Here is a 16,073-nt window from a genome sequence, read left to right as displayed (position 1 = left end):
ACGTGATGGATATGCAGACCTCCTTTCTCGACCGGCTGTTCGATGCCGGCCTGCTGATCGATACCGGTGTGGACGGGCTTTATGGCCGCAGCGGCCAGTTCGAAGACGTGATTGCCGCCTTCGAGCGGCTGATCGACAAGGTGGGCGGTGGTGACGGCGCCGAAGCCATGCGCTTTCCGCCGGGCATGAACCGCGCGTTTTTCGAGACCAGCGGCTACATGAAAAGCTTCCCGCAGCTGGCCGGTACCGTGCACTCGTTCTGCGGCGGCGAACTCGACCACATGAACCTGCTGAAATGCATGGAAGTGGGCGAGGAAGACTGGACCAAGGACCAGAAAGCCACTGACATCGTGCTGACGCCGGCTGCCTGCTATCCGCTCTATCCGACCGTTGCCCGCCGCGGCAACCTGCCGGCCGGCGGTGCGCTGTTCGACCTGCAGAGCTATTGCTTCCGCCACGAGCCCTCCAAAGATCCGGCCCGCCAGCAGCTTTTCCGCATGCGCGAATATGTCTGCATGGGAACGGAACAGCATGTGACCGATTTCCGCCAGAGCTGGATGGATCGCGGTGTCGCGATGATGAAGGTCGTCGGCCTCGACGTCACGATCGACATTGCCAACGACCCGTTCTTCGGCCGTGCCGGCAAGATGATGGTCAACAACCAGCGTGACCAGAACCTGAAATTCGAACTGCTGATCCCGATCAACTCGGCCGCCAACCCGACAGCCTGCATGAGTTTCAACTATCATCAGGACTCATTCGGCACCAAATGGGGCCTGAACCTGGAAGACGGCAGCGTGGCGCATACGGCCTGCGTCGGCTTCGGGCTGGAGCGTATTGCGCTGGCGCTGTTCCATACGCATGGGCTGGATGTCAAAGACTGGCCGGAACACGTGCGCGCAGCACTTTGGGGCTGATCATGACCACTGTCTTCCCGCAGGCCGACCCGGCAAACCATCAGCCGCATGTTCTGCATGCGACTGACCGCATCTGGCCGGAAACCAATTGTTACGTCGACCTGTGGATCGAGGTGCTTTCGGCAGCCGGCCTGCCGCCGGAAGCGATGCTGGGTTTTACGCTGAGCCAGGATTTCGAAGGCGATCAGTTCACCTTCTTCAAGGTGCCTCTGGAAGACCTCGAATCACTCTACGATATCCGCGTCACCGAACTGGCGATTTTCGACCGACCGGAAAACCATGTGCTGGAGCAGATTTCCCGCGGGCGTTTGTGCCTGCTGGAAATGGACAGTTTCTATCTGCCCGACACGCGCGGCCTGACCTATGGCACCGAGCATGGCAAGACGACGGTTGCCATCAACCGGCTGGATGTGGCCGGGCGTAGCATGGACTATTTCCATAATGGCGGCTTCTTCTCGCTTTCCGGCGAAGATTTTTCGGGGATCTTTCAGCATCACCTGACGGAAAAGGATCCGCCTTTCCTGCCCTATACGGAATTTGCAAAATTTCCGGCACGGAAGGTTGAGGCCAGCCATATGCGCGCCGAGGCGGAACGGCTGCTCGGCCGGCATTTTGCGCGTCGACCGGACCATAATCCGGTGCGGGCTTTTGCAAACGTGTTTCCCGCACAGGCGGCAGTATTGGCCGAGCGCGAGTTCGCCTATTTTCACAAATACGCGTTCAACACATTGCGACAGCTGGGCGCGAATTTCGAACTTCTGGCGGCACATCTGATCTGGCTCGACCGGGCTGAACAGGCAACTCACGCGCTGAAGATCGCCGAAACGGCGAAATCCGCGCAATTCGTGCTGGCGCGGGCGCTGGCACGCAAGAAATTCGAACCGCTGGCAACGGCCCTCGACCCGGCGATAGACGCCTGGGATGCGGTGATGGCGGGGCTTGGCGCAGAACTTGCGCACACCCGCGAGGCCGCCTAAGCCATCTCTTACAGCGGCACGGCAATGGGGATGGCGGATGAGGGACGGTGAACGGTTTCTGGCAGACGGCTGGTCGCTGACATTGAGCGATGCCGGGGCCTATGCGACACCCCGTGACATTCCCGAGACTGCCGAGTGGATAGTCGCTCCGGTGCCCGGAACCGTAGCCTCCGCCCTGCGGGATGCGAAAAGGCTCGATGCGGCAAATCCGACCTCACTGGAAAACATCGATGCCTGGTATCAGCTCGATCTGACCAGCGAAGCGGTGGGTGAAGCCGTGCTGCGGTTTGCCGGACTGGCAACGATAACCGAGGTGTATTTCAACGACGAACTGATCCTGACCTCGAAAACCATGTTCGAGGCGCATGACGTGCCCGTCGTTCTGACCGGTAGCGATCGGCTGGCCATGTGTTTTCGCGCCATCGGCCCGCATCTGGCCAAAACCGGCCCACGCGCCCGCTGGCGGCCGAGGATGATGCGTTCGCAGGGTCTGCGTCTGATTCGCACAACGGCGCTGGGGTTTATGCCCGGCTGGTGCCCGGATGTGGTGGCGGTGGGGCCGTGGCGGGCGATTTCTCTTTTGCGCACGGCTGAAAAGGCACGCGATTTTTCCATAATTGCGACGCTGGAGGACGATGGCACAGGTATACTCAGCGTGAGTTTTGCCGCCAGCAGCCCTGCCCCGGATCTGCGGCTTCTCTGCGATGGCCGGGAAGCCGCGTTCGTGTTTGCCGATGGTTACTGCCGCGCCGAGCTGCATCTGCCGGATATAAAACCATGGTGGCCGCAGACCCATGGTGAACCGGCATTGCATGATGTCATCGTCAGCGACGGCAGCGGTGAACACATCATCGGTCGCACCGGTTTTCGGCGCATCGAGGCCGATCGCGGGCACGACGGCAATGATTTTGCCCTTCGCGTCAACGGCGAAAAGATCTTCTGCCGTGGTGCGGTATGGACCTCCGCCGACATCGTTTCTTTGCCCGGTGGACGCAAGGACTACGAGCCGTGGCTGAAACTGGCGGCGGGAGCAGTCATGAACATGATCCGCATTCCCGGCATCGCTGCCTACGAGACGGGCGAATTCTTTCAGCTTTGCGACGAACTGGGCATCATGGTCTGGCAGGACCTCATGTTCGCCAACTTCGATTACCCGGCTAATGATGAATCCCTGTTGATTCACGTGAAATCGGAAGTCGAACAATTTCTGAACGTTACCTCCGCCTCTCCGTCGCTGGCGATCCTGTGCGGCGGCAGCGAGATGTTTCAGCAGGGCGCGATGATGGGCCTGCCGGAGGCCAAATGGAGAAGCGCGCTGGCGACCGGGATTTTGGCGCAAGTCTGCCGCGAAGGGCGACCGGATGCGCCTTACGTTGAAAACTCGCCGAGCGGCGGGGCGCTGCCGTTTTTTCCCAATGCCGGTGTGGCGCATTATTACGGCGTCGGTGCCTATTGCCGGCCGCTTGACGATGCCCGCCGCGCCAATGTGCGCTTTGCCGCCGAATGCCTGGCGTTTTCCAATGTGCCGGATACGGAAACACTGGACCACCATCTTCCTGTGCCGCCCTCGCATGATCCGGGCTGGAAGGCGCGGGTCCCACGCGACGCCGGCACTTCATGGGATTTCGAGGATGTGCGCGAGCATTATCTGAAGGAACTTTATGGTTTCGAGCCATCAAGGCTGCGTTACGAGGACCCCGAGCGCTACCTCGCCTTTTCCCGCGCCGCGACAGCCGAAGTGGTTGAAGCGACCTTCGCCGAATGGCGGCGGCCGGGCTCGAGTTGCAATGGTGCGCTGGTATGGACCCTGCAGGATCTGCTGCCCGGCGCCGGCTGGGGTGTCATCGATGCGACGGGGCGGCCGAAATCGACCTGGCATGCGCTGAAACGGGCGTTTCGCCCGGTACAGGTGGTTCTTTCCGACGAAGGCACCAACGGGCTGGATGTGCATGTCATCAATGACGGCGCATTACCACGTGAACTGGTGGTCGAGCTTGCCTGCCTGCGCGATGGCCGGCAGCCGGTGGTGAGCGGCAACAGGGCGCTGACGCTGGAACCGAGACAGGCCGTGACACTGGCGGCAACCGACTTTTTTGGCGCGTTTTTCGATACGACCTATGCCTATCGTTTCGGCCCGCCCTCGCATGAGGTGACCGTGGCGCGGCTGAAGGATACGGCGAGTGGCGAGATAATCGCTGATGCCTTTCATTTTCCGCTGGGACGGACGCGTGCCCTGCATGCCGCCGCGATCGAGGCGAGCCTTGTGAAGAACGAGGACGGCGGCTGGACGTTGCAGGTGCAGACCGATCGGCTGGCGCAATCGGTTTCGATCAGCATCGAGGGTTTTCGCGCGGCGGAAACGGGATTTCATCTGGCGCCTGGAGCCGCGAAACAGCTGGCATTACTACCGCTTGATGATATTGACGCGAGCGCTTTGCCGAGTGGGTCGATCAGCGCGCTCGGCAGCGGGCTTGTAACCCGCTTCTGACGGCAGTTCGATGTTTCAGATTGCCTGAACGACTTCCATGGATGGCTGCGCCGCGCCTTCCGGCTGCTGTTCCACCGAGATATTCAGTGCCATGTGACGAATGGCCGAGAGATAGGTTTCACGTGCGTAAGGCGGCGTCAGGTTATGGTCGGCGGCCGGGATCATGGTCACGCTGACATTGGGGAAACCGGAAAGGCGGCCACCGCCCTGCCCGAAATAGTAGTCGAATTCTTCGAGACCATAATCGTTTTCGCTATAGAGCAATGCCACCGGCTTGTTATGCGCCTGCAGATTATGAAACAGCGCGCTGACGGAGCGACCATGCGGTAGCCAGAAACGCACCATGCCAAGTGCGCGGTTGCGAACGCGGCCCCACAGGCCCTTGCCGATATGGAAGAACGCGCTGACGACATTGACCTCGCCGCGCAGAATGCGTTTCACGGTTTCCAGCCGCAATGCACGTGCGCCGTATTCGCCAAGGCTGCGGCCAGCATTGCTGACCGCTTCCTCGACCGAACGGCCGGTTTTCCAGCGGAAGGTCGCAATGTTGACGGCGACGACGCCAGCAATACCTGGATCCGCTTCGGCGCATTGCATGGCAAGATAGGCACCGCTGCAGCGCCCGGCGACGATGACAGGCCGCGCCTCGAGCGACTGCAGAAAGCCGACAGCTTCCTGCAGGTCGAGGTTCTGGCCGGAGCCATAAAGCACCTGTTCGGGCTCACCCGGCCTTGGCGGGCTGTCACCGGCATTGGCAGTATCGAAGCGCAGCGAAGTGATACCCGAACGGGCGAGCTCGCGCGCCAGCATGAGCGTGCTTCGGCCCCAGCCGCAATGGCGGTCATAGGCGGAACCGACAAGAACGACCGCAGCCCCCTTTCGCTCACCCTGTGGTTCACACAGAACGCCGGACAGACGATGATACTGGCCAAAGCGCAACGGTGTTTCCGCGAAACCATCTCCCGAAAGCGGCAGGGCATGTGACTGCGCAACGGTTGGGCTGGAAAGCGCGATCTGTGCGGAAGGCAGTGAAGCGATCCAGTCGATGAGATCGTTGATCAGGCCCGGTGCCACACGCGCCGCCAGAGGGTTCGAGACCAGCCGGTCATATCCTTCGAACGTATGGCAGGTTACATCCGCGCCGAGCGTCTTCAGATGCGATGCAAAACCGGCATCCGACGGACGATCCGACCGTGCAATGACAAGGCAGCGGCTTGCCGGCATGCTTTTCAGGCTTAGAAGATCGGCCTTGCGCACATCATCCGCCACCGCAGGCGGCATGACGAAGGAAGCGATCGATACGCCCGGACCGTGACGCTGCTCTTCCGTCAGGCCAAGATTTTCATCCACCACCTTAGACCAGATTGCCAGTTCGCGCAGATGCATGCGGCCGGACGTGACCGGCGCCAGAAAGGCCATGGCTTCGACATCATTCAGAAGCGGCACCGCATCGGTGGCCACGACGGCACCGAGACCCTGCGACAGAACCACGATTTTCCGACAACCGGAAATCCGGCGAAGTTCGGCAGCGGCCTGCACGAGGCTTTGTGTCCACGCGCTCAGGCCCTGAAGCTCGCAAGCGCCATCCAGAGCATCGCCGGTATCCGGATAATCGAAACGCAGGCTGGCGATACCGCGATCGGAAAGTTTTTCGGCAAGGATGCGCCAGAATTTTCGCGTGCACATCTCCTCCAGCCCCCATGGGCTTGCGAGAAGCACGGCGAGATCACAAGGCTGAACCTTGCCTGCCGATGGGGTATAGAGACCCACGGTCCCACCAAAGGTGGTCGGCAACGACGCTGAGCGTGGAAGAACCAGTGGAAGGGTCATTGCCATTCAATCCGTGTGCTGGTCCGTTTCGAAACAGTTTCAGGACGCGCCATCGCCCATCATTCCGAAAAACTGTCCGTCTCGATCCTCAATCCCAGAAAACACTAGCTCTTCCACATGCATAAATGCTTAAGTTTTATCCGACACTTTTAGGTTTTACGGATCGTAAACCATCCGACCTGATCGGCGTGTAAAAGCGCTGCAACAACAAGGATGAAGTGCAGCCTATGGACGTGGGCCGCCGCTGCCCTAATCTTGTCATAGAGTACCCTTCGGAGATCTGAATGTCCGACCTTTCTGCCGAGACGATTACCCCACCTCAGCGCCCGGACGAAACCACGCCTGCCATGGCGATCGAGCAGATTCTTCGCGAACATTATGGCCTTACCGGTCACGCCCAACCGATCGACGGCGAACCGAATGCCTATGTGATCGACAACGGCCACATGCGATACCGGCTGGATATCCGCGACGCCGACAGTGCAGCCGAACTGGCGCTGGAAGCAAAGATACTGAGACATCTTGCCCGGCAAGCCGATGCGCCGGACGCGCCGGAACCGGTTTTTACGCAGGACGGACTGGATGTGGTGACATCGGCGGGAGAAAACGGCGAGGTCGCTCGCCTCATCACGCTCCATGATGGAACCAGGCGGCCGGAGAACCACACCCTGAACGCCGAAGACATGGCCGACATCGGCCGGCTGGCCGGTGAAATGGCCAAAAGCCTTGCCGATTTCGACGAACCGGGGTTGGAGCGATCCGTCGATACCGACCTTCGTCATGCCGGGCCGGTGGTGTTGCGGCTTTTGAGCGGCGTCAGCGACCATGCAGTGCGCGACCCGATTGCAAAGGTTCTGGTCACGGCACTTCGGCAGGTGCAGCCGCTTGGGCCCATGCTGCGCATTCAACCGGTGCAGCATGATCTGACGCTTGACCGCATGACCGGCCGGCTGACCGAAGAAGGCAACTGGCGCGCCGAGGGCATTACCGATGTTGGCGGCGTCGTGCGCGGCTGGCTGGTGGCAAGCCTTGCGGTAACCTGCGCCGACCTGATTGCCCGCGGCAATGACGATCCGTTCGCCATTCTGCCCGCCGTGCGCGCCTTCCACGATAACCATCCGCTGACGCAACCCGAATTGCAGGCCTTGTGGCCACTGATCGTCGCCCGCGCCTGCGTGCTGGCCGCACAGGCGGAACATGATGCGATCGCCAATGCGTCGATCGAGAAGGACGGCAGCACGGTTGCTGCATCAGCCGACCATGTCGGTCAAAAGGTATTTGCGGTCGCGACCGGCGTGCACCCGGCACTGATGGAAGCCGCCATTCTGGATGCGACCGATTTCGAGAACGACACGCCGACGATACTTGCCGGTGAAATCTGCCGGCTGCTGCCGGAAATCGACCTGGACCAGATCCGCCTTGTCGATCTGGGGATAGACAGCCCTCTGCTGATCGACGGCAACTGGACCGATCCCGAGATCGACTGGCGCCTGCTGGCGCGGGTTTCCTGGGAAACGCATATGGGGGCCACCCGTTACGGCGAATACAGGCTTTCCCGCAGCATCGGCAATGACGGCACCGAGGCCGACAATTTTGCCCTGCATATCGACATATGCGTGCCGGCCGGCAGCGTGGTGGTAGCACCGTTCGGCGGCATATTGAAGGAAGTTGGCCAGCAGCTGGTTCTGGCGGGCCGCGATGCCACGCTTTATCTGGAAGGACTGGTCTGCCCGCTTGCCGAAGGCATGGCATTGTTTGCGGAAGACGCGATAGGCTCCGTGGCCGGCGCGGAAGGGTCGGTGGGTGGCCTGCGCATAAGACTGTGCTGCAGCGCCGAAATCACACCGCCGCTGTTCACCACGCCTTCGCGGGCCGGTGCGTGGAAAAGGCTCTGCCCTTCCCCCTCGCAGCTGCTGGGCATCGATATCGATGCGCCGGTGCCGAAACAGGGCGAACCGGTGCGTGGCTGGCGCGCGCATGTCTATGATGGCATCGGCCGCGCCTCCATCGACTTCTCCGGGGCAGCCGGCATTGTCGGCCACGGCCATCCGGCGCTGGCAGAGGCCGCCTATCGGCAATGGTCTCTTCTTTCAGGCTCGACCGTCTTCGCACCGGAGCAGCGTTTTCGTGCACAATTGCTGAAAACCCTGCCGCAGGGGCTGGATGTAATAGCGGCCATCGGCAGCGAACGCGACATGATGGAACTGGCGCAGAACCTGTTGCGCAGCGACGACCGCCAGCCAGGCTTTTTCGACCTTGAAGAGGGAATTGCTGAAAACCCCGTCCCTGCATTGCGCATCGCTGACGAAAGACAGACGGGCTTTGGCCGCACCGGCCATCACATCTGGCAATTCGAACAGGACGGCCCATTGCCCGATATCGTGGTCACCGCAAGCATTCTGCCCGGAAAGCCGCTGGCGGCGCTGGTAACCCGAAGCGACCTCGGCAACACGCTTGGCGGCAGCATCACAACCGGGATCGATGCCGTCGATTATGCCGTGGCAGCTGCAGCCCTTGCTGCCCTGCGTGACGACGACCTGCTGGAAAACGCCCGCGTGGTGGGCGGCCATTTGCGTGCGGCACTGGAACCGATAACGACCAAATACGGGATCGAAATTCACGGCGAAGGTCTCGCCATCGATCTTGTTCTGCCCGAATCAGGGGCCGAAACCATGGCGCGGGCGCTTCGCAAACGCGGTTTCGTGATGCCCGATATCGAGGATCCGCGACAACTGACGCTTCGCCCGCCACTTTGCCTCGAACGTGGCAATGCTGAAAGTTTTGCTCAGGCGCTGTCAGCAATACTGTCAGAAAATGCGCCACCTGAAGAAAAACCCAATGAAAACATTGGCGTGGTCGATCGTGAAGGTAAGGACGGGAGCGATCCCTTGTCCGACGAGGTGACGCTCACTATCTAGGTTGAGCTGCCAGACACGGCGATTTTGCGAATGAGATTTCACAAACTTGCCGTGATCCTGTCATCATAAAGAAAAATATTCTAGCTAAATTGATTTTCGTTGATCGAAAATGAGTTTCGTCGTAGATAACATTCGATACTGGACTCAGTGATTCCAGTTTGACCCAAACGCAACGCCAACAGGGAGAGTGACATGTCGATTACAACCTACATTACCGCCACTCTTAAACCGGGCGTGCGTCGACTTAAACGCGTGGAGTGCGTCTCCTCTCCGCGCTGTCGAATGTGACGATCACCGTCTACGGTCTCAAGTAAGTCCTCGGTTTTCTGAGTTTATGTCATTTCGCAGTGCTGCCCTTTGCCGCGGTCACTGCAGGAGTCTACCTATGCAAAAGCAAGTTATAGAATATGGCGGCGAACCCGTCGGTATCGTTGTGCCGGATGACAACCGGTTGAAGTTCATCGCCGTCAAATTCCACGTCATCGATCTGGATGAACAACGGTTTGGCTCGACCGACGAAGTGAAGCTCGCCATTCACGATCATCTGGTGCGTTCGCGCTCCGCAAACCCGGCACACGCATGACAGAACCATGCTTCCGAAAACGCCGGATATCCGGCCGAACACAATAAAAGCCGCTCCATGTTGGGCGGCTTTTTTGTTGGGCGCGATTCGATCCGGCCGAATCAGAACGCCGTAAACGTCATCGTCGTCAGCGAGCGCTCGATGCCGGGAATGCAGGCGATCTTCTCATTGACGAAACGGCCGATCTCTTCACCTTCCGGCAGATAGACTTTTGCCAGCAGATCCCAGTCGCCGCTGGTGGAATAGAGTTCCGAGACCAGTTCGGTCTTGTAGAGAGCATCGGCAACCTCGTAGGTCTTGCCGGGTGTGCAGCGCAATTGCACAAAAATCGGTTTCATCGAAATCTTCCTGTCAGTCGGGCCGCACTTAAGCCGCCAAGGATCGGATGACCGACTATTGGCCGATCAGGCCGGTGTTCGCAAGCGATCCCGTATCGTCGTGTCGGCGGCAATTTCGTCCAGCAGCCACGCGCGGAACGTTTTGAGCGGCGGATAGGAGGCACGGTCGGGCGGATAGGCGAGGTGATAGCCGCTGGTGTCGATACCGCCGTTTTCGATGGCCGGAATGAGCAGCCCCTGGTCCAGTTCGCGGCTGATGAGAAAGCGCGGCAGAAGCGCAGCCCCGAGCCCCGCCGCAGCGGCCTCGACCATTGGCGCGAACTGGTCGAACAGCATGCCATGCAGCGCTTCGAACAGGATGGATCGGCTGCGAAGCCAGATTTCCCAGGCATCCGGCCGCGAATTGAGATGCAGCAGCGGCGCTTTCAGCACATCCTCCGGCGTCTGCAGCCCATGTTTTGCCTTGAAGTCGGGACTGCAGACCGGAAGCACATCTTCCTGCAGAAGGAAAGTGAGCTCGGCGCCTGGCCAGCGCGGCTCGACGAAATGGATGGCGGCATCCAGCGTGTCGAAGCGGAAATCGAACGGCTCCAGCCGGGTGATGAGATTGATCATCATGCCCGGATGTTTTTCGCAAAAACGGCCAATGCGCGGGGTCAGCCAGCGGGCACCGAAGAACGGCAGTACAGCGAGATTGAGCGTGCCGCCCGAGGGATTGGCCCGCAGGTTGAGCGAGGCGCTGGATATGCGCCGCAAGGCTTCCCGCACTTCGCGGGCATAGGTGTCACCGGCAAGCGTCAGCCGGATCGTCTGGCGTTCGCGCAGGAAGAGGGCTGCTCCAAGCTGGCTTTCAAGTGCTGTGATCTGGCGACTGACGGCGCTTTGGGTGAGGCCGAGCTCACGCGCAGCTGCCGTGACGCTGCCGGTGCGGGCGGCGGCTTCGAAAGCGATGAGCAGAGAGAAGGACGGAAAGAAACGCCTTGGCGGCAGCATGTCATTCCTCCAGCGAATGACGTATTGAAAACATGTCGATATTCACGGTTAAACTGCAGCTGTAAAGATGGTGGCATCGCGTCATCCGGATATCGCATCATGCTCGACAATCCACGTTCGCACGGCCTTTGGGAAAAGACGGCTCCGACAGCGCCGGTAACAGTGCGTCTCGAAGGAGCCGAGACGGCGGATGTGGTGATCGTCGGCGGTGGTTACACCGGCCTTTCGGCCGCGCTGCATCTGGCCGAAGCCGGTGTGAGCGTGGCTTTGCTGGAGGCGAGCGAGATCGGTTTCGGCGGTGCCGGCCGCAATGTCGGGCTGATCAATGCCGGCATGTGGGTCATGCCCGATGATTTTCCAAAAGAGCTTGGCCCGGTTTACGGCGAGCGGGCACTGACTTTGCTCGGCAATGGCCCGGCGCTGGTGCGCGAGACGATCAGGAAACACGACATCGAATGCGAGCTTGTCGAAAACGGCACGCTGCATCTGGCCGTCGGAGCCGAAGGTTTGAAGGAACTGGAGGAACGCGCCCGCCAGTGGCAGGCACGCGGGGCACCGGTTTCGATACTCGATGCCACGGAGACGGAACGGCGGGTGGGCAGTGCCGCCTATGCCGGTGCGCTGCTCGACATGCGGGCAGGCACACTGCAGCCGCTTGCCTATGCCAGAGGTTTGGCGCATGCGGCGGTAAAGGCGGGGGCAAGGCTGTTTACCGGCAGCGCCGTGGTTTCCGCCGACAAGGTAGGTGAAAAACATGTGGTGCGCACTGCCCATGGCGAAATTTCGGCCGATTGGGTGATCGTTGCCACCGATGCCTACAGCACCGGGCCATGGCAGGTGATCCGGGAAGAGCAGGTGCATCTGCCCTATTTCAATCTCGCGACCAAACCACTTTCGGATAATCTGCTACGCTCCATCCTGCGCGGCCACGAAGGCTGCTGGGACACGAAGGAGGTGCTTTCCTCTTTCCGCATGGACCGCAGCGGCCGGCTGGTGTTCGGCAGCGTCGGCGCTCTGCGCGGCACCGGGACGGGCATCCACAAAGGCTGGGCGAAACGGTCTCTGGCGCGGCTGTTTCCACAGCTTGGCGAAATCGAATTCGAGGCGGAATGGTACGGCCAGATCGGCATGACCGACAATGCCCTGCCGCGCCTGCACAGGTTCGACCGCAATGTCATCGGTTTCTGTGGTTACAATGGCCGCGGCATCGCGCCCGGCACGACATTCGGAAAAGTGCTGGCAGAGCACATTCTCGGCCGACTTCCCGAAGAGGACATGCCGCTGCCGGTCAGCGATCCAAAGCTGCCATCGCTGCGGGGGCTGAAGGAAGCCTATTACGAAGCGGGTGCGCAGATCGCCCATTTTGCCGGCGAACGCTTCTGAACGGGCAACAAATATCCATCGCCGCGATTGCGCAAGCCGTCGCCGCTTGTACATTGCACGCAATCACGACGTTCCCGGATAGAGAACGCACCAAAAACTGGAGACCGATATGACCCTTGCCACACTCGACCTCGCCGCCGACGTGGACCGCATTCTCGCCGATCTCGGCGTGGCAACCTCCCGCTACAAGGGCGGCACGCTGGCCGTTCGTTCTCCCGTCACCGGCAAGGAAATCGGCACCCTGCCGGAACATTCCGCAAACGACGCCAAGGCCGCGATCGACAAGGCGCAACAAGCATTCCTGGCATGGCGCAAGGTGCCCGGCCCCAAGCGTGGCGAACTGATCCGTCTTCTCGGCGAGGAACTGCGCGCCGCCAAGGATGCACTCGGCCAGCTGGTATCGATCGAAGTCGGCAAGGTGACGTCGGAAGGTCTGGGCGAAGTACAGGAGATGATCGACATCTGCGATTTCGCCGTCGGCCTGTCGCGTCAGCTTTATGGCCTCACCATCGCCACAGAACGCGCCGATCACCGCATGATGGAAACCTGGCATCCGCTCGGCGTTGTCGGCATCATATCGGCCTTCAACTTTCCGGTCGCGGTCTGGTCGTGGAATTCGGCGCTGGCGCTGGTCTGCGGCAATTCCACCGTCTGGAAGCCATCCGAAAAGACACCACTGACGGCGCTCGCCACGCAGGCGATCTTCGAGAAAGCCGTAAAGCGCTATCGCGATGCCGGTTACGAAGCGCCGGAAAACCTCTCGACCCTGCTGATCGGCGGCCGCGAGATCGGCGAAGTGCTGGTCGACAATGAAAAAGTTCCTCTGATTTCCGCCACCGGCTCCACCGCCATGGGCCGTCTCGTCGGCCCGCGCGTGGCGCAGCGGTTTGGCCGCTCGATCCTCGAACTCGGCGGCAACAATGCCGCGATCGTCACCCCGACCGCCGACCTCGACCTCACCCTGCGCGGCGTCGCCTTTTCCGCCATGGGCACGGCCGGCCAGCGCTGCACAACCCTGCGTCGCCTGTTCGTGCATGACAGCGTTTACGACCAGCTGGTGCCACGCCTGATCAAGGCCTACCAGTCGGTGACGATCGGCAGCCCGCTGACGGCAGGCAATCTAGTCGGCCCGCTGATCGACAAGGCTGCCTTCGACAAGATGCAAGGCGCACTCGACGCAGCACGCGCCGCCGGCGGCAAGGTGTCTGGTGGCGAACGAGTTCTTTCCGACGATGCCACCGAGGCCTATTACGCACGCCCGGCCATCGTGGAAATGCCGGACCAGACAGGCCCGGTGAAGGACGAAACCTTTGCACCGATCCTCTACGTGATCCGCTATTCCGATTTCGATCAGGCCATTGCCCTGCACAATGATGTGCCGCAGGGCCTGTCGTCGTCGATCTTCACCAACGACATGCGCGAGGCGGAAAATTTTGTCTCTTCGCAGGGCTCGGATTGCGGCATCGCCAATGTCAATATCGGCCCTTCGGGTGCCGAGATCGGTGGCGCATTCGGGGGCGAGAAGGAAACCGGCGGCGGCCGCGAATCGGGTTCGGATGCCTGGCGCGCCTATATGCGCCGCGCCACCAACACGCTGAACTATGGTCGCACGCTGCCACTGGCGCAGGGTGTGAAGTTCGACATCGACTGAGCCGATGACAGCTGATGCGCCGTTGAAAAACCTGCTGACCGATATCAAGGGCGTGGCCGTCGGCCATGCCACCGACCTCGTGCTCGGCTCCGGCGTGACGGCCGTCGTCTTCGACCGCCCGGTGATTGCCTCCGGCAGCGTACTGGGTGGCGCGCCGGGCGGACGCGACACCGCCCTCCTCGACCCGTCCATGACGGTCGAGACGGTGGATGCATTCGTGCTCTCCGGCGGCTCGGCCTTCGGGCTGGATGCGGCCGGCGGCGTGCAGGCAGGTCTTCGCGAAATCGGACGCGGCCTGACGGTCGGCACCACAAAAGTGCCGATCGTGCCGCAGGCAATCCTGATGGATCTCCTGAACAGCGGGAACAAGGACTGGGGTCGCCATTCCCCCTATCGCGACATGGGTTTTGAGGCTTTCGAAGCGATCGGAAAAGGCGACTCTGCGCTCGGCACAGTGGGCGCCGGCACCGGGGCGACCACGGCGACCTTCAAGGGCGGGCTGGGATCAGCCAGCGCCAGAACCAAAGCCGGACATACGGTGGCGGCACTGGTGGCCGCCAATGCACTGGGCTCGGCAACGATCGGCAACGGCCCGCATTTCTGGGCCGCCACGTTCGAACAGAATAACGAATTTGGCGGGCTGGGCATTCCCACGACCTTCGATACGGATATGCGCCTGAAAGGCGTGAACGTGACGGCAACGACAATAGGCATTGTCGTAACAGACGCAGTGCTGACCAAGGCGCAGGCACATCGCCTCTCCATACTCGCCCATGACGGACTGGCCCGCGCCGTGCTGCCCGCCCACCTGCCCTTCGACGGAGACACGATGTTTGCCGCCGCGACCGGCGAAAAGCCGGTGGGGGGCATGGCGGAGTTGATGGAGATCTTTCATCTGGCGACGATCGTGACAGCACGAGCCATTGCACGCGGCGTGTATGAGGCAACGTCACTGCCGGTGGAGGGCGCGCAGGGGGCGTGGCGGGATCGGTTTACCAAATAGCGAAACCTCGCGCTCCCTGCCCTATGTCCCGAACCCTGTGGTGCTCATTCCATCCCGCAGCTCGCTGCGCGCATATCGTGCCGGCGGCATGCCCGCGTGTCGCGCAAAGGCGACGCTGAACGTGCTTGCCGACCCGTAACCCACGCGTTCGGCGACGTCATCCATTCCCATGTCGCGGTCGCGCAAAAGCCGCTTGGCGAGCGCCATACGCCAGGCCAGCAGATATTCCATCGGCGGCAGGCCGACGACACGGTTGAAGCGCGCAAAAAATGCCGATCTGGACAGGGCGGCTTCTGTGGCCAGATCGGCAACCGTCCACGGATGAGCAGGCCGCGCATGCATGGCGTGAAGCGCCGCCGAGAGGCGTTCATCGGCAAGGCCACGGCTCAGGCCGGGTGATGCAGTGGTCTCCGTGCCGGATCGCAACGCCTCGATCAGCAGCACCTCCAACAGTCGCTCCAGAACGAGTTCACGCGCCGGCCGACGCGCGCGTGTCTCTTCTCCAACCAATTGCATCAGTGTCGCCAGCCGCGGCTGATCGCGAACGATAACGACATCGGGCAAGAGGGATACGAGCAGGGCTGCATCCGGTGAGCCAAAACTGCAATGACCTATGCGCATGCGCAGATCGGCCGGTCCTTCCAGTGAGCCGACACGAAAACGGCCATCACCAAGTTGCGTGGGCACCATGGCAGGGAGATCGGCCGGCGCATCAATGCTCTCATTGGCGAGATTGCGCATGGCGGGCACGAGTATGAAGTCACCGGCCTGCAGCATGAACGGCTGGCCGCCGCCGAACCGCACGCGGCAACGCCCCTCAAGGATTGCGCAGTAGAACGGTTCGCCAGTCGCTTCCCGCTCGATCCTCCAGGCGCCGGCACATTCCACCAGTTTCGAAAAACGGGCTGTGGGCTGCAGCAGCGTAACGATTTCGGCAAGGGGATCGACGGACATGATCAGGACTGTCTCTAAAGAAATGGAGATTCTGGAAT

Annotated in this window: 12 protein-coding genes; 8 read left to right on the top strand and 4 right to left on the bottom strand. The window is 61.1% G+C overall.

The window, feature by feature from the left end; genetic code table 11:
• Positions 1 to 5: 5 nt before the first annotated feature.
• From EDF70_RS24200 to EDF70_RS24190, 3 genes are read left to right on the top strand one after another with little or no spacing between them, the layout of a single operon-like run.
• Positions 6 to 917: an amino acid--[acyl-carrier-protein] ligase gene (locus EDF70_RS24200; protein WP_132278833.1), complete on the top strand. Its 912-nt coding sequence runs from the start codon at positions 6 to 8 to the stop codon at positions 915 to 917.
• Between the two features lie 2 nt (positions 918 to 919).
• The gene (locus EDF70_RS24195; protein ID WP_132278830.1) at positions 920 to 1,894 is read left to right on the top strand and encodes a DUF1839 family protein; all 975 of its coding nucleotides are present in this window, start codon (positions 920 to 922) and stop codon (positions 1,892 to 1,894) included.
• Positions 1,895 to 1,931: 37 nt separating this feature from the next.
• On the top strand, positions 1,932 to 4,382 hold the full coding sequence (locus EDF70_RS24190) for a glycoside hydrolase family 2 protein (protein WP_132278827.1): 2,451 nt from the start codon (positions 1,932 to 1,934) through the stop codon (positions 4,380 to 4,382).
• Positions 4,383 to 4,397: 15 nt separating this feature from the next.
• Here EDF70_RS24190 and EDF70_RS24185 read toward each other — a convergent pair whose 3' ends face one another.
• On the bottom strand, positions 4,398 to 6,212 hold the full coding sequence (locus EDF70_RS24185; RefSeq protein WP_207908309.1) for an alpha/beta hydrolase: 1,815 nt from the start codon (positions 6,210 to 6,212) through the stop codon (positions 4,398 to 4,400).
• 284 nt (positions 6,213 to 6,496) lie between these two features.
• Here EDF70_RS24185 and EDF70_RS24180 point away from each other — a divergent pair, with 284 nt between their 5' ends.
• Positions 6,497 to 9,130 carry an aminotransferase class III-fold pyridoxal phosphate-dependent enzyme gene (locus EDF70_RS24180; protein ID WP_132278824.1) on the top strand — a complete coding sequence of 878 codons (2,634 nt, stop codon included), beginning with the start codon at positions 6,497 to 6,499 and terminating at the stop codon, positions 9,128 to 9,130.
• Positions 9,131 to 9,515: 385 nt separating this feature from the next.
• The gene (locus EDF70_RS24175) at positions 9,516 to 9,713 is read left to right on the top strand and encodes a hypothetical protein (protein ID WP_132278822.1); all 198 of its coding nucleotides are present in this window, start codon (positions 9,516 to 9,518) and stop codon (positions 9,711 to 9,713) included.
• Between the two features lie 101 nt (positions 9,714 to 9,814).
• Here the strand turns inward: EDF70_RS24175 and EDF70_RS24170 are convergent, their stop codons facing one another.
• Both EDF70_RS24170 and EDF70_RS24165 read right to left on the bottom strand, forming a co-directional pair.
• A complete protein-coding gene (locus EDF70_RS24170) occupies positions 9,815 to 10,051 on the bottom strand; it encodes an Lrp/AsnC ligand binding domain-containing protein (protein WP_132278819.1) in 237 nt (78 codons plus the stop codon).
• Between the two features lie 66 nt (positions 10,052 to 10,117).
• Positions 10,118 to 11,044 carry a LysR family transcriptional regulator gene (locus EDF70_RS24165; protein WP_132278816.1) on the bottom strand — a complete coding sequence of 309 codons (927 nt, stop codon included), beginning with the start codon at positions 11,042 to 11,044 and terminating at the stop codon, positions 10,118 to 10,120.
• Positions 11,045 to 11,143: 99 nt separating this feature from the next.
• Here EDF70_RS24165 and EDF70_RS24160 point away from each other — a divergent pair, with 99 nt between their 5' ends.
• The 3 genes from EDF70_RS24160 (at position 11,144) to EDF70_RS24150 (ending at position 15,081) form a co-directional block, all read left to right on the top strand.
• A complete protein-coding gene (locus EDF70_RS24160) occupies positions 11,144 to 12,427 on the top strand; it encodes an FAD-binding oxidoreductase (protein WP_132278813.1) in 1,284 nt (427 codons plus the stop codon).
• 109 nt (positions 12,428 to 12,536) lie between these two features.
• A complete protein-coding gene (locus tag EDF70_RS24155) occupies positions 12,537 to 14,078 on the top strand; it encodes an aldehyde dehydrogenase family protein (RefSeq protein WP_132278810.1) in 1,542 nt (513 codons plus the stop codon).
• Positions 14,079 to 14,082: 4 nt separating this feature from the next.
• Entirely contained in the window at positions 14,083 to 15,081 is a 999-nt protein-coding gene (locus tag EDF70_RS24150) for a P1 family peptidase (protein ID WP_132278807.1), read from the top strand.
• Positions 15,082 to 15,102: 21 nt separating this feature from the next.
• Here EDF70_RS24150 and EDF70_RS24145 read toward each other — a convergent pair whose 3' ends face one another.
• Positions 15,103 to 16,035 (bottom strand): AraC family transcriptional regulator, encoded by a 933-nt coding sequence (locus EDF70_RS24145; RefSeq protein WP_132278804.1) that lies wholly within the window; start codon positions 16,033 to 16,035, stop codon positions 15,103 to 15,105.
• Between the last annotated feature and the right edge of the window lie 38 nt (positions 16,036 to 16,073).

Origin of the sequence: Neorhizobium sp. JUb45 (assembly GCF_004343585.1) — a bacterium.
Classification (GTDB): Bacteria; Pseudomonadota; Alphaproteobacteria; order Rhizobiales; family Rhizobiaceae; genus Neorhizobium.
The sequence above is the reverse complement of the archived record's forward strand: the minus strand, read 5'-3'. Positions and strand labels throughout refer to the sequence as shown.